At 69.8% G+C, this 13932-nt stretch carries 11 protein-coding genes and 1 tRNA gene; 6 read left to right on the forward strand and 6 right to left on the reverse strand.

Annotated elements, in window-relative coordinates; translation table 11 throughout:
- Positions 1 to 65 precede the first annotated feature (65 nt).
- The 3 genes from pyk (at position 66) to BJY20_RS15020 (ending at position 2309) form a co-directional block, all read left to right on the forward strand.
- Positions 66 to 1550 (forward strand): pyruvate kinase, encoded by a 1485-nt coding sequence (pyk, locus tag BJY20_RS15010; RefSeq protein ID WP_185992267.1) that lies wholly within the window; start codon positions 66 to 68, stop codon positions 1548 to 1550.
- 45 nt (positions 1551 to 1595) lie between these two features.
- Positions 1596 to 1681: transfer RNA gene (locus BJY20_RS15015), tRNA-Leu, on the forward strand.
- A 28-nt stretch (positions 1682 to 1709) separates the two neighbouring features.
- Complete coding sequence (locus BJY20_RS15020) at positions 1710 to 2309, forward strand: ANTAR domain-containing response regulator (RefSeq protein ID WP_185992268.1); 600 nt, start codon at positions 1710 to 1712, stop codon at positions 2307 to 2309.
- Position 2310: 1 nt separating this feature from the next.
- Here BJY20_RS15020 and BJY20_RS15025 read toward each other — a convergent pair whose 3' ends face one another.
- The 3 genes from BJY20_RS15025 to BJY20_RS15035 are packed head-to-tail and all read right to left on the reverse strand — an operon-like array spanning position 2311 to position 5261.
- Positions 2311 to 3063: a DUF554 family protein gene (locus BJY20_RS15025; protein ID WP_185992269.1), complete on the reverse strand. Its 753-nt coding sequence runs from the start codon at positions 3061 to 3063 to the stop codon at positions 2311 to 2313.
- 20 nt (positions 3064 to 3083) lie between these two features.
- A complete protein-coding gene (locus tag BJY20_RS15030) occupies positions 3084 to 4817 on the reverse strand; it encodes a hypothetical protein (RefSeq protein ID WP_185992270.1) in 1734 nt (577 codons plus the stop codon).
- Positions 4818 to 5261, reverse strand: coding sequence for a PaaI family thioesterase (locus tag BJY20_RS15035; protein WP_185992271.1), 444 nt, complete (start codon positions 5259 to 5261; stop codon positions 4818 to 4820). It lies immediately after the preceding gene.
- Between the two features lie 83 nt (positions 5262 to 5344).
- Between BJY20_RS15035 and polA the strand changes: the two genes are divergently transcribed.
- Positions 5345 to 8014 carry a DNA polymerase I gene (gene polA / locus BJY20_RS15040; protein WP_185992272.1) on the forward strand — a complete coding sequence of 890 codons (2670 nt, stop codon included), beginning with the start codon at positions 5345 to 5347 and terminating at the stop codon, positions 8012 to 8014.
- Positions 8015 to 8029: 15 nt separating this feature from the next.
- Here polA and BJY20_RS15045 read toward each other — a convergent pair whose 3' ends face one another.
- Both BJY20_RS15045 and BJY20_RS15050 read right to left on the reverse strand, forming a co-directional pair.
- A complete protein-coding gene (locus BJY20_RS15045; RefSeq protein WP_185992273.1) occupies positions 8030 to 9040 on the reverse strand; it encodes a sugar phosphate nucleotidyltransferase in 1011 nt (336 codons plus the stop codon).
- 14 nt (positions 9041 to 9054) lie between these two features.
- On the reverse strand, positions 9055 to 11004 hold the full coding sequence (locus BJY20_RS15050; protein WP_185992274.1) for an acyltransferase family protein: 1950 nt from the start codon (positions 11002 to 11004) through the stop codon (positions 9055 to 9057).
- Between the two features lie 59 nt (positions 11005 to 11063).
- Between BJY20_RS15050 and BJY20_RS15055 the strand changes: the two genes are divergently transcribed.
- The gene (locus BJY20_RS15055; protein WP_185992275.1) at positions 11064 to 11678 is read left to right on the forward strand and encodes a hypothetical protein; all 615 of its coding nucleotides are present in this window, start codon (positions 11064 to 11066) and stop codon (positions 11676 to 11678) included.
- Complete coding sequence (locus BJY20_RS15060; protein WP_185992276.1) at positions 11678 to 12520, forward strand: class I SAM-dependent methyltransferase; 843 nt, start codon at positions 11678 to 11680, stop codon at positions 12518 to 12520. Before BJY20_RS15055 ends, BJY20_RS15060 begins: the two co-directional genes overlap by 1 nt.
- A 16-nt stretch (positions 12521 to 12536) precedes the next feature.
- On the opposite strand, the gene BJY20_RS15065 is transcribed toward BJY20_RS15060, so the two are convergent.
- Positions 12537 to 13805 carry an oligosaccharide flippase family protein gene (locus BJY20_RS15065; protein ID WP_185992277.1) on the reverse strand — a complete coding sequence of 423 codons (1269 nt, stop codon included), beginning with the start codon at positions 13803 to 13805 and terminating at the stop codon, positions 12537 to 12539.
- Between the last annotated feature and the right edge of the window lie 127 nt (positions 13806 to 13932).

Below are 13932 nucleotides of genomic sequence, written 5' to 3' on the forward strand. Positions count from 1 at the left end.
TATCGGGGGGTACTCGGGGGCGCAGGCCGCCAGGGCCGTGAGCCCCTGAGCGTTAGGGTGGAACCATGCGACGCGCCAAGATCGTCTCCACGCTCGGCCCCTCGACCTCCACTCCCGATCGCATCCGCGAGCTCGTCGCCGCGGGTGTCGACGTGGCACGGTTGAACCTCTCCCACGGTGACCACTCGATCCACGAGGCCAACTACCGCAACGTGCGCGCCGCCAGTGACGCGGTCGGTCGCGCCGTCGGCGTCCTCGTGGACCTGCAGGGCCCCAAGATCCGTATCGGCAGGTTCGCCGACGGGCCGATCCACCTCAAGGCGGGCGACCACTTCACGATCACCACGAGAGATGTCGAGGGCGGCCAGGAGATCGTCGGCACGACCCACTCCGGCCTGGCCGGTGACGTCGGTGCCGGTGACCGGATCCTCGTCGACGACGGCAAGATCACCCTGACGGTCCACGACGTCGACGAGGAGGACGTGCGCTGCGTCGTCGTCTACGGGGGACCGCTCTCGGACAACAAGGGGATCAACCTGCCCGGCGCCGCCGTGAGCGCTCCCGCCCTGTCCGACAAGGACGAGGAGGACCTGCGCTGGGCCCTGGGACTGCGCGCGGACTACATCGCACTGAGCTTCGTGCGCTCGCCCCGTGACATCGACCGTGTGCACGAGATCATGGACGAGGTCGGGGTGCGCCTCCCGGTCATCGCCAAGATCGAGAAGCCCCAGGCCGTGGACGCCCTCGAGGAGATCATCGACGCCTTCGACGGCATCATGGTCGCCCGCGGTGACCTCGGTGTGGAGATGCCCCTCGAGGAGGTACCGCTCGTGCAGAAGCGGGCCGTCGAGTTGAGCCGCCAGCGCGCCAAGCCGGTCATCGTGGCCACGCAGGTGCTCGAGTCGATGATCGACAACTCGCGCCCGACCCGGGCGGAGGCGTCCGACGCGGCCAATGCGGTGCTCGACGGCGCTGACGCGCTGATGCTCTCCGGGGAGACGGCGGTCGGCAAGTTCCCCGTCGAGGTCGTCAGGACGATGTCGCGAATCATCGAGGCCACCGAGGAGGAGGGGTTGGGTCGCATGCGTTCGCTGATGTCCCCGCCGACCTCCCAGGGCGGTGTCGTCACGGCGGCGGCGGCCGAGGTGGGGGAGGCCCTCGGGGTGAAGTACCTCATCGCCTTCACCCAGCTGGGCGGGAGCGCCCGTCGTCTGGCCCAGGTGCGCTCGGGCCTGCCGATGCTCGCCTTCTCGCCCGTGCAGGACACCCGGTCCCAGCTCTCCCTGGTCTGGGGGATCCAGACCTTCCTCACCGGACCGGTGACCCACACCGACCAGTACGCCCTCCAGGTGGACGAGCAGCTGCTCGGACTGGACTGGTGCGTGGAGGGTGACCTGGTGGTCATCGTCGCCGGATCCCCGCCGGGCGTGCCCGGATCGACCAATGCCCTGCGGGTGCATCGGATCGGTGATGCGAGGAACAAGACGGCGGTCGCCTACGAGGAGGACGCAGCCACCGTGGACGGTGCCCTGCCCGGAGGGATGGGCTGAGGGCAGGAGCACCTGCGCGGGTCGGTATGATTGCGGCGCACTCCGGCCGGGGTGGTGGAATGGCAGACACGGAGCACTCAAAATGCTCTGCCCGAAAGGGCGTGCGGGTTCGAGTCCCGCCCTCGGCACCAGGTACGACTCAACGACGAAGGATGGACCATGACGGCGCAGACGGACGCCCAGCAGGGCCAGCGGGTGCTGCTCGCCGAGGACGAGGCGCTGATCCGTCTCGACCTGGCCGAGATGCTCACCGAGGCCGGGTACGAGGTCGTCGGGCAGGCCAGCAACGGGGAGGAAGCCGTCTCCCTGGCCGAGTCGCTGCAGCCCGACCTGATCATCATGGACATCAAGATGCCGGTCATGGACGGGCTCACCGCCGCCGAGACGATCGGCGAGCAGCGAATCTGCCCGGTGATCATGCTCACGGCCTTCTCGCAGAAGGAGCTCGTCGAGCGGGCCCGCGACGCGGGCGTGATGGCCTACATCGTCAAGCCCTTCACCGTCTCCGACGTCACGCCGGCCGTCGAGGTGGCGCTGTCTCGCTGGGCGGAGCTGAAGGCCCTCGAGTCCGAGGTCGCGGACCTCGGTGAGCGCCTGGAGACCCGCAAGGCCGTCGAGAAGGCCAAGGGTGTGCTGATGAAGAAGTTGAAGATCACCGAGGCAGAGGCCTTCCGGTGGATCCAGAAGACGGCGATGGACCGGCGACTGGGCATGCGCGAGGTCGCCGACGCGGTCGTCTCCGGCATGGACAAGGCCTGATCTAGCCCAAAACCACCACGAGGTGCGTGAGTACCGGCGCGATCACCAGCGCCGGGAGCATGTCTCCCACCGGGATCTGACGGATCCGCAGCAGCCGCAGGGCGATCCCGACGAGGATCAGGCCTCCCGTGGCGGTGAGGGCTGCGATGTACGCCTCCGGCAGCACGGCGCCGAGGGCGACTCCGGCGATGGTCAGGGAACCTTGGACGACCGCCACGCTGACGGCTGACATGAGCACCCCGATTCCGAAGGTCGAGGCGAAGGCGAGCGCGGCAAAGCCGTCGAGAGCGGACTTCAGCGCGAGCTTGTCGATGCCCCGCCCGAGACCGTCGTCGAGGCTGCCGAGGATCGTCAGCGGACCGACGCAGAAGAGCAGGCTCGCGGTCAGCCAGCCCTCGATGAAACGTTCACGGGCGTCGTGGTCGGACCGGCCCCGGCCCAGGTACCCCTGGACCCGGCCGGCCAGCGACTCCAACCGGCGCTCGATACCGACCAGCGAACCGAGGATGCTGCCGATGAGCAGCGAGCCGAGGACGATGAGTACCGGGGCGCTCGACCCCACGGCCGCGGTCAGGGCCGGGGAGAGCACCTCCATCACCGACAGGGCCGCCATCAGGAGCGTCACCAGCCCGAGGCAGTCGGTGACCACGTCCCGGGTCGCCTGCGGAAGACGTCCTCCGATGGCCATGCCGGCCAGGGCACCGACGATCACCGTCAGGACGTTCAGGGCGGTGCCCGCGCCGATGAAGCTCACTCAGTCGCCCTTCGTCGCGGTCACTGGCTCGGTCCGTTGGTGGGTCCGGGCTCACGGTAGACCGAGATGGTTCCGTCCCGGTAGGTCAACTTCACCGCGGCGACCTCCCGGGCCGTCTCGGGGACGCCGTCGTGAAATTCGGGTTCCGTGCTGTCGATGACGAAGAGCTCGTCCGCGCCCTGCGGGGCCGACCCGGCCCAGAGGTACTCGGCATCCTCCTCGAAGGGCCACGAGGACAGGTAGTGCGGCTCCCACCCGGCCCGGTGCGCCTCCCAGGCGATCGCTGGAGCCGCGCCGAGGGTTGGTACGAAACCGAAGCCGGAGATGCGGACGGGACGTTCATCGCCGGGCCCCATCTCGGAGACGCTGGTCCGAGCGACAGCGGTCATCGTCCGGGTCTGCGACCAGTTGGGCTGCGTGGCCAGGAGTGCCGCGGCGAGACCGCCGACCACGAGACCTCCGGCGACGGGCACGGCGACCCCGTGAGGTAGTCGGGGAGTGGCGCTCTCGAGGTAGGCCAGGCCCCGCCAGGCGAAGGCAGCCCAGGTGAAGGCCGCGACCGGTAACCAGGTGATGACCCAGTAGGGGGCGGCCGGCCACTCCGGCAGGCGGGATGCGGTCGCGAGCATGCCGACATTGGCCACCAGGGCCACGCGCGCGGGCCAGGCGCTGCTGGCGCGGCCCTGCGGGACACGCCATCCGGTGCTGATCGCCACGAGGACGAGCAGCGCGAGGACCCCGAGCGCGGTCCCCACCGTGGTGCCCGTCGTGAGCAGGTCCGGCGAGTAGCGGCGAAACCCACCGGGCACCGGCGCCAACAGGCTCAGGTGCTCGATGCCGGCGAGCACACCGATCGGGTCGCCCGAGCCGGAGGTGGCCCAACGCACGAACTGGCGCAGGTTGTTGGGCCGGTGGACGAACAGCTCGAGCAGGCTCGGTAGCCACACCAGGACACCCAACCCCACGGCCCACCGCCGGGAGTGGGCACGCGCTGTGGTCACGTGTCCCGGCCGTCGGCCCCGCCGACCCGAACGGTCGGGGCGCGGGGTGTCCGTGGGTGGCCACACGGACACGGCCACCGCGGCCAGGACGAGAACTCCCGCGAGCGGTAGGAAGGCGAGGTTGGCCTGCGCCAGAAGCGAGACGGCGACCACGAAGGGGGCCAACGCCCGGTGGTCGCCGCGAGCCAGCGCCCACAGCAGGAGGAGCGCAAGGTAGGTCGGCAGCAGCGGCGCATACGGGTTGAGCGGACGGAACATCGCCTCCGCACCGAGCGCCCACTGCGCGAGGAGCAGCCCGCAGGTGAAGACGGCGACTGCGAGGGTGCCGCCAAGACGGCGTGCCCACACGACGGTGAGAACCGACGCGATGGCTGCGATGAGCGCGCCACCGATCGCTACGCCCGCGGCGGCCCCGCCGGTCGCGGCGAGGGGGAGGGCAAGCAGGTAGAACTGCAGCGGCCCGAGGTGGTGCGTGGAGAGGTTGACGTCAACGCCGTTGCCGGCCGTGCTTCGCATCCCGGTCAGCGGGAAGTGACCGTCGAGGACTCCGGCGCTGCGCAGGGCGACGGTTGCGTCGTCGCCGTTGGGTGCCCAGTCCTGGGAGATCGCCCTGATCACTGCGACGGTCGGTGCGAGCAGCACCGCCAGGATCGCCAGGGCGAGGAACCGGTCCGTGGGTCCCCAGCACCGGGGGTCGAGGGCAGTGGGAAGGGGACGTCGGGTCCGGCGGACCGAGCGCGCTCGGAGTGGCACTCAGGCGCCGGGGGGCTGCTCGCGCAGCAAGCACGTGATCCGGGACGTGCAGGTGCGTCGGCCGCTGTCGTCGGTGATCGTGACGTCGTAGCAGGTGGCTGTGCCACCGAGCGTCACGGGGATGGCGGTCGCGGTGACCCAGCCCGACCGGGCCGCGCGGTGGTGGGTGGCATTGATGTCCAGGCCGACGGAGATCTTGCCCGAGAGGGCGCCGTGGATCGCGGAACCGATAGATCCGACCGTCTCCGCGAGAACGACGCTCGCGCCTCCGTGGAGGATCCCGTACGGCTGGGTGTTGCCCTCGACGGGCATCCGGGCGACGACCCGCTCGGAGCTCGCTTGGAGGATCTCGATGCCCATGCGCTCGGGGAGGGCGCCACGGTAGGCGTTGAGCTCGTCGAGAGAGAAGGCGTTCTCCCCGCGCGGCACACTGGTGTCGGTCATCGGTGTCTCCTACATCCGTCGATGGTCTCGGGACAGCCTGCCACGAGGAGGAGCTGTCGGCCCAAGCACTTAGGCTGGCGCGCGTGAGTCGACTACTGCTGCTGGACGGACATTCCCTGGCCTATCGCGCCTTCTTCGCCCTCCCTGCGGAGAACTTCTCGACGAGCACGGGTCAGCACACCAATGGCGTGTACGGCTTCGTCGCCATGCTGATCAACGTGCTGCGCGACGAGGACCCGACCCACGTCGCCGTGGCGTTCGACGTCTCGCGCGCCACCTTCCGCAGCGAGGAGTACGCCGAGTACAAGGCCGGCCGCAGCGCCACGCCGGACGCCTTCGCCGGGCAGATACCCCTCCTGCAGGAGGTCCTCGATGCGTTGAACATCACTCATGTGCAGCTCGAGGGCTACGAGGCGGACGACATCATCGCCACCCTCGCCACCCAGGGCCGAGAGGCCGGGATGGACGTGCTGATCTGCTCCGGTGACCGCGACACCCTGCAGCTGATCGACGAGCACTCCACCGTCCTCTATCCCAAGAAGGGGGTCTCGGACCTGGCCCGGATGACGCCAGCAGCGGTGACGGAGAAGTACGGGGTGGGGCCCGAGCGATACAGCGACCTCGCGGCGCTCGTCGGTGAGGCGAGTGACAACCTTCCGGGTGTCCCGGGAGTCGGCCCCAAGACCGCGGCGAAGTGGATCAATGCCCACGGCGACCTGCAGGGCATCGTCGCGGCGGTCGACCAGATCGGTGGCAAGGCCGGCCAGTCGCTGCGCGACAACCTCGACCAGGTCCTGCGCAACCGTCGGCTCAACGCATTGGTGCGCGACACCCCGATCCCGGTCGGTGTCGCTGATGTCGAGCGAAGGGAGTGGGACCGGGAGAAGGTCCACACCCTCTTCGACAGCCTGGAGTTCCGGGTGCTGCGCGACCGACTCTTCTCGACCTTCGACACGGCCGAGACCGAGGTCAGCGGTGGCATCGAGGTGGATGGCACGGTGCTGGCCGAGGGCGAGGTGGCCGGGTGGCTCGCCGAGCACGCCTCGGGGCGGCTCGGTGTCGACGTCGTCGGTGAGTGGGGACGGGGCACGGGCGAGGTCACCGGTCTCGGGTTGGCCACAGTCGATGGCACGGCGGCATTCGTCAGCGTCCCTCGCCTCGATGCTGCTGACGAGTCGGCCCTGCGTGACTGGCTTGCCGACGAGGCTCGACCCAAGGTCCTCCACGACGCGAAGGGCCCGCTGCTCGCCCTGACCGCATCCGGACTGCCTCTCGACGGGCTGGCGGTGGATACCGCGATCGCGGCGTACCTCGTCCGTCCCGATCAGCGCTCCTACGACCTGGCTGACCTCTCCGTCCGTCACCTGGGCCGAGATCTCGCCGGTGGCGACGAGGAGCCCCAGGACCAGGGGATGCTCGACTTCTCCGCGGACGACGCCGAGGCCGGGCGTGAGGCGATGGTCCGCGCGGCAGCCGCCGTGGAGCTCGCCGAGGTGCTCGAGGCGCAGGTCGAGGAGACCGGTGGCACCGAGTTGATGCGCGCGGTGGAGCTGCCCGTCGTCGGGGTACTCGCCCAGATGGAGACGGCAGGGATCGCCGTTGACCGCGCCGCTCTGGACGGGCTCGAGTCGGACTTCGCCGGCAAGGTGGCCGCCGCCCAGGCGGATGCGTGGGCGGCGATCGGTGACGAGCAGATCAACCTGGGCTCGCCGAAGCAGCTGCAGGCGGTGCTCTTCGACACCCTCGGCCTGCCCAAGACCCGCAAGACCAAGACGGGGTACACCACCGACGCCGATGCGCTCGCGGACCTCTACGCCAAGACGGAGCACCCCTTCCTGGAGGCCCTCCTGCGTCACCGCGACGCCACCCGTCTGCGGGTCACCGTCGAGGGTCTGATCAAGTCCATCGCCGATGACGAGCGGATCCACACGACCTACCAGCAGACGATCGCGGCCACCGGCCGGCTGTCCTCGACCGACCCCAACCTGCAGAACATCCCGATCCGGACCGAGGAGGGTCGACGCATCCGCGAGGTCTTCGTCGTCGGCCCGCAGTACGAGACCCTGATGTCGGCCGACTACAGCCAGATCGAGATGCGTGTGATGGCGCACCTGTCCGGGGACGAGGGGCTCATCGAGGCATTCCGCACCGGTGAGGACCTGCACCGCTTCGTCGGTGCCCGGGTCTTCTCCGTCGCGCCCGATGAGGTATCGCCGGAGATGCGCAGCAAGGTCAAGGCGATGTCCTACGGCCTGGCCTACGGGCTGAGCGCCTTCGGCCTGTCCAAGCAGCTGGGCATCTCCACCGGCGAGGCGAGCGGGCTCATGGAGGAGTACTTCGAGCGCTTCGGCGGGGTGCGCGACTACCTCGAGGAGATCGTCGACCGCGCACGTGCCACCGGGTACACCGAGACCATGCTCGGTCGACGCCGGTACCTGCCCGACCTGAACAGCGACAACCGTCAGCGGCGTCAGATGGCGGAGCGGATGGCGCTCAACGCGCCGATCCAGGGGTCCGCGGCCGACATCATGAAGCTGGCGATGTTGCGTGTCGACAAGGCACTGACCCGCGCCGCCCTGAACTCGCGCGTCCTGCTCCAGGTGCACGACGAACTGGTCATCGAGATCGCCTCCGGCGAAGCGGAGAAGGTCGAGGAGCTGGTCCGGGCAGAGATGGGCGCTGCGGTCGAGATGGATGTCCCGCTCGACGTGTCCATCGGGCTCGGCGACAGCTGGCACGACGCCGCCCACTGATCGGGGCGGGGCGGGTCAGACCTCGGGGCGGACTGCGTCGGTGAGGTGCTCGCCCGGGGCCACCTGCTGGCCACTGCCGAGCGCGGAGTCGACGACCTGGGCACCGGCGCCGACACGGGCACCGCGACCGAGCACCGACCGGACCACCTCGGCGTGGTCGTCGACCCGTGCGCCGGGGAGCACGACGGCCGATTCCAGTCGCGCTCCCGCTCCGATGCGCGCGTCGGCGTGGACGACGGTGCCGGCGGACAGCCTGGCCCCCGGGGCCACGACGGCGCCCGGCAGCACGAGCGACTCCCCGCGCGGCGTCGGGGCCGCGCCGGGCCAGGGGGCGAGCAGCAGGTCCCGGGTGGCCCGCACGAGCGCTGCCGGGGAGCCGACGTCGAGGAAGTAGGCGTCCTCGCGGTGGGCAAGCAGGGCTCCCCGCTCGGCGAGAGGGGGGAAGACGTCCCGCTCGAGGGAGGCGGCCCCGGTGTCGGGGATGGCATCGAGCAGCGCGGGGCGCACGACGTAGGTGCCGGCGTTGACGGTGGACGAAGGGGGAGTGGGCGACTTCTCGACGAAGGCGGTGATCCGCCCGTCACCATCGGCGAGCACGCTGCCGTAGGGCCGGGCATCGGGCACCTCCCGCACGTGTACGGCGGCGGCCACCGCAGGAGGAGCGGCACGCAGGAGGTCCACCTGGGCTGCGAGGCCGTGCCCGGTGAGCAGGTCCCCGTTGAGGACGATGACGGCCTCGGCGCCGGGGAGGGCCCGTAGCGACTCCCTGAGGCCACCCCCGGTCCCCAGTGGGGTGTCCTCGACGACCGTGATGAGGTCGACCCCCTTCGCCCGGAGCGTGGTGACCAGCTTCTCGAAGTCCGCGTGGCGGTACCCGGTGGAGAGGACGACCCGCCCGACACCGGCTCGGGCGAGCGCAGCGATCTGGTGCTCGACGAGGCTCCACGGCCCGACGGGGAGCAGCGGCTTGGGGCAGTCCTGCGTCAGCGGGTGCATCCGCCGGCCCAGGCCCCCGGCAAGGATCACGGCATCGGTGCGGCTCAGGAGAGGTCCTCCCCGCGGGAGACTCGCTGCAGGCGTGGTGCCAACCAGCGCCAGAAGATCGGGCCCGACTCGTTCGTGAAGTGGATCGCGTCCTGGTAGAGCGGGACGTCGTTGATCGTGTCGTGGTACTCGCCCCCGGGGCACAGGAGGGAGTACTGGTCCAGGACCGGCACGTTGTTGTCCTCCGCCCAGGCCGAGACAGCCTCGTTGAGGGTCGTGACGTACTCCGCGTCGTTGACGCGCTTGATCTCTTCGCTGTTGAACGTCGGCATCTTGTGGCAGGAGACGTTGATCACGGCGAACTGGTGGCTTCCGGCGGCCGATCGAGCGCTGTCCAGGCCCTCTTCGATGAGGTCGACCCACGCGGGCGAACCGAATTCGACCACGGTCCCGCGGTCGATTCGGTCGGTGACCATGGTGTGCGCCACGAAGTAGAGGACCACATCGGGATCATCCGACGCGATCTCCTCACCCCATCCGGCCCGCCAGGCAGAGCACCCCTCCTGCTCAGGCTGCACCTTGCCGTTGCTGAACTTGGCGGCAGCCAAAGGGTCACAGCCGATGTTCGTCGTGTCGAACAGGCGAAGGTCAGGGTGGTTCGATGGCTTGAAGTAGGTGATCAGGCTCTGCGGAACCGAGTTCCCGATGAAGATGACCGAGACCATCTGGCCACCGGGACGATACGCGGGCTGGGGGATGGTCAGCTCGCTCGGTGACGCGGTCGTCGTCGCGACGGTGCGGGCCGCAGCCGGCATCGTCACCGCGCCGACGACCAGGGCGGGGACCGCGGCCCAGGCGAAGACCACGCTCGCCCTGGGCAACCGGGGCACGAGGGCTCTGATGCCCTCCCGCCGGACCGGACGCTCGACATACCGGTAGGACAGCCAGGCCAGCAGCGAGGTGAGCCCCACCTGCAGCACGACCCGTGGTGCGGTCGGGATGGGCAGGACCTGGTCGTTGAGGAAGACGATGATGGGCCAGTGCCACAGGTACAGGCCGTAGGAGACCATCCCGATCCGTCGCAAGGGCTCCCACGAGAGCAGTCTCTGGGTCAGCGATGCGGCAGGGCTCGTCGCGGCGACGAGCACCACGCAGATGGCCAGGGAGAGCGGTACGGCCAGGCCCTCGAAGATCACGCTCTGGGCGGGGCCGGCCCACCAGAAGGCCGACAGCACCACGAGCAGCGCAGGGAGGGCGAGCCGACGGCACCACGTGTCGAGGATGCGGGCCTTGTCGCGGTCGATTGCTCCAGGGCCCCCGCTGATCAGCGCGGCGACGGCTGCGCCCACGAGCAGCTGGTGGGCGCGGGTGTCCGTGCCGTAGTAGATGCGGCTCGGGTCGAGCCCGGGGTGGTGCAGGTGGGCCATGAGGACCGCCGAGGCGCCGCTGACGACCGTGAGGACCGCAAAGAGGGTGACCCGGCGTCGGATGAGCGCGAGCAGGCCGATGAGGATCATGGGGTAGATGAGGTAGAACTGCTCCTCGACCGCCAGCGACCAGGCGTGCCGCAGGGGTGAGGGCGAGGCCACCTGACCGAAGTAGGCCTCATCGCCGAGGACGAAGCGCCAGTTGGCCACATACCCGAGGGTGGCCAGCACATCGCCCGCGACATTTCCGGTGCGTCCCGACATGGTCAGGAATGTCGCGCCGACGAGGACGGCAGCGAGCACGACGAAGAGGGCGGGCAGGAGCCGACGGGCGCGGGCGAGCCAGAAGCCGACGAGATTGATGCGGCCTCGTTCGCGGCGGTACTCGGCCAGCAGGAGAGCGGTGATGAGGAAACCGGAGATGACGAAGAAGACGTCCACGCCGAACCAGCCTCCGGGCAAGGTCCCGGGCAGCAGGTGGAAGGCGATGACGGCGAGGACGGCGAATGCCCGCAGACCGTCGATGGCGGGACGGTAGGGCAGGGACTTGTGCTGGGGGGCTGAGGTTGTCGCGGTCATGACCTGATTCCGAAGGGGGCGAGGCCATTATTACCCGACCGGCGGGTAATGTTCGCTCCATGAATGAGCACACCGAGGCGACGTCCACCACACGGCAGATCGCTCCGTTGGCGATCATCCTCGGGATCCCGTTGATCTTCGCCGCGGTGTTCTTCTACACCAGCCCGGTCGTCCTCGAGACCGGTGGCCAGCAGGGCATCTTCAAGTGCGGATCCCCGAGCTCCCCCAACACCGACGCGAAGAACGTCTGCAACGACCCCGAGACGGTCGCCCGCAACAAGGCGATCTACTCCGGTCTCTCCGGGGTCTCCTTGGTGGGGCTGGGCGCGTTCTGGTTGCTGCGCGGTCGGCGCGACGACGAGGACTGGGATGACGACCGCCCGCGTCGCCGCGGGCACGACGACATCGACCTGCGCGCCGACACGCGCGACCGCGATGAGGACCTGCGCGACCGCGGTGACGACGTACCGCCCACCGCGGAGCGGTCCGAAGGCCTGCGCGGTGTGGACAACGGACGTGACCGCGCGGTCGATGACGACCTCGACGTCGCGGACAGCCGGACGGCCCGCCGCCGCCGCGGAGGACGCCGCTCGGTACTGCGGGACGACGACTTCGCGTCCCCGGCTCCCCGGCGCCGTGCAGACGACGACTGGTCCTCGGACGGCTGGCGCTGATGCGGGTCGAGGAGTTCCTCGCCGAGGTCGAACGGGCCTTCGACGGGGACCCGCAGGCCAGCGCGCCACGTGACCCGCGCTTCGTCGAGATCGCCGAGTCCGTCAACGGCTACACCTCGGCCAACGAGCTCGCGGTGCTGAACGCGGCGGCGCGTGTCATGCCCGCTGACGAGTGCTACCTCGAGGTCGGCAGCTACAAGGGTCGTTCGATGTCCGCCGCGGTCCAGGACGTTGACGACAAGACGTTCTACGTCGTCGAGAACTACCTCGAGTTCGGGATGCAGGGCCGGGCGGCCCGTGTGGAACTCGAGCGCAACCTGGCCACGTTCGCCGCCCACGCGGACGTGCGCCTCATCGAGGGCAACTGCTTCTCGTTGCTGCGTCGGCCCGGGATCATCGACAAACCGGTCGGGGTCTACTTCTACGACGGTGAGCACACCGGGCTCTCGCACTACCTCGCGCTGGGCATCATCGAGCCGTGGCTGGCCGATGAGGCGATCATCCTCGTCGACGACGCGAGCTACCCGATGGTGAGCGGTGCACACGAGGAGTTCATCGCGCGGCACCCGCAGTGGCGCGTCGAGCGCCGGTGGGATGCCGAGGTCAACGGTGATCCGCGATGGGCCAACGGCCTGCACGCCCTGAGCTTCCGCCGTGACGAGGCGACGGCACGAGGCAGCGAGGAGCCCTGGGACGTGCGTTGGCGCCGCCTTGCCTACCTGGCCTCGCTGGGGCCGGGCCAGAAGGCGGCCTGGAAGGCGATCCATCACTTCCCGGAGCTCATCCCGCTGGCCAAGAAGCTCTACCCATCCAAGAAGGCCAGCTCGATCGATCAGGGCTGATCGGGACCACCGCGGGTCACTCCCGCGTCATGCCCAGTGCCTCCGCAGTCTCGGCCGAGTCCGGGGCCGGGGTCATCCCACCCCTGGGCACTCGCGCCAGACCGATGAGGGCGACGACCCCGGCGGTGGTCCCCACGGTCGCGAAGATCTCGTAGGGCGAGCTGTTGAAGGCCACGAGCACCAGGACGGCCTGGACACCCGCGGCGAACCAGACCACGACCGTCATGACGTGGTCGCCGCGGCTCATCCCGGCAAAGAGCCAGACCTGGACGATGGCCCACAGGGTCCCGACGACGGCGGCCCACACCAGGAGCGGTTCGGCGTCGACGAATGCCGAGCCTCCCGAGAGCGCGACGAGCGGGCCGGGGAAGAGGGCGCACCCGATGGAGACCGCGGAGCCGATGAGCAGTACACCCAGGGCGGAGCGGTGCAGCGTCGTGCGCACCTGCCCGCCCGTGCGGGAGTCGGCCAGGGCGGGCACGATCGCCAGGGCGACGAACTGCGTCCCCCAGAAGACGACCTTGCCGAACAGCGCGGCCAGGGCGTACGAGCCGCTGTCGTGGTCGGTCAGGACCGTGCGAGCGAGCACCACGTCAAGGCTCGACAGGGCCATCAGTCCGGCGAGCGCGACATTGCTGCGGACGAGGTCGTCCAGCAACTCGAGGATCCGTGGTGCACGGGTTCCCGCGCCCAGATCCCTCCGGGCGAGGGCCAGAGCAGCCCCGATCGTGGCCACCGACGCGACGAAGGTGGCCGCGAAGACCTCGGCCACGTCGAATCGCCAGCCGACGGCGACCCCGGCGGCGGCGAGTCGGGTGCCGGCCGTCACGAGGTAGACGAGTGAGAGACGCGCGTAGGCCTCGCGCCCGAGCAGCACACCCTGCAGGGCGCCGGTGACGGTCATCGGCGGCAGCATCAACGCCAACCAGACGACCGACGAGGCCGTCTCGAGGCGCAGGAGGTCGCGCAGCAGGGGAGCAAGGGCGATGGTGATCGCGGCAAGGACCACGCCGACGACGAGGGAGGTCCCCAGTCCGGTCACGTGACGGTGCTGGTCACGGTGCGTGCGGGTCTGGCGCCGGGCGACGATCACCTGGAATGCCCCGGCGGGCATCGCGAGCAGGATGCCGTAGGTGTTCAGCGCGGAGTACCCACCGAAGTCAGCGGGCCCCAGGGTCGCCGAGACCAGGGCGACGAAGACGTAGCCCATGACGTTGGCCAGCCCCATCGCGACCCCGAGCAGCAGCCCGGCGGTCGGCAGCATCCGGCGAGTGCGCGAGAACATGGCACTCCTGATGCGGTCGATGGGTGGGTAGACGGCTTAGATGTTACGCCCCGGTAGCAGCGTCAGTCCCGTCGGCTAGGATCGCTCGACCGGCGTGCTGCAGGTGCGTCACCCCAGAACCCGGACG

It is taken from the genome of Janibacter cremeus (assembly GCF_013409205.1).
Classification (GTDB): domain Bacteria; phylum Actinomycetota; class Actinomycetes; order Actinomycetales; family Dermatophilaceae; genus Janibacter; species Janibacter cremeus.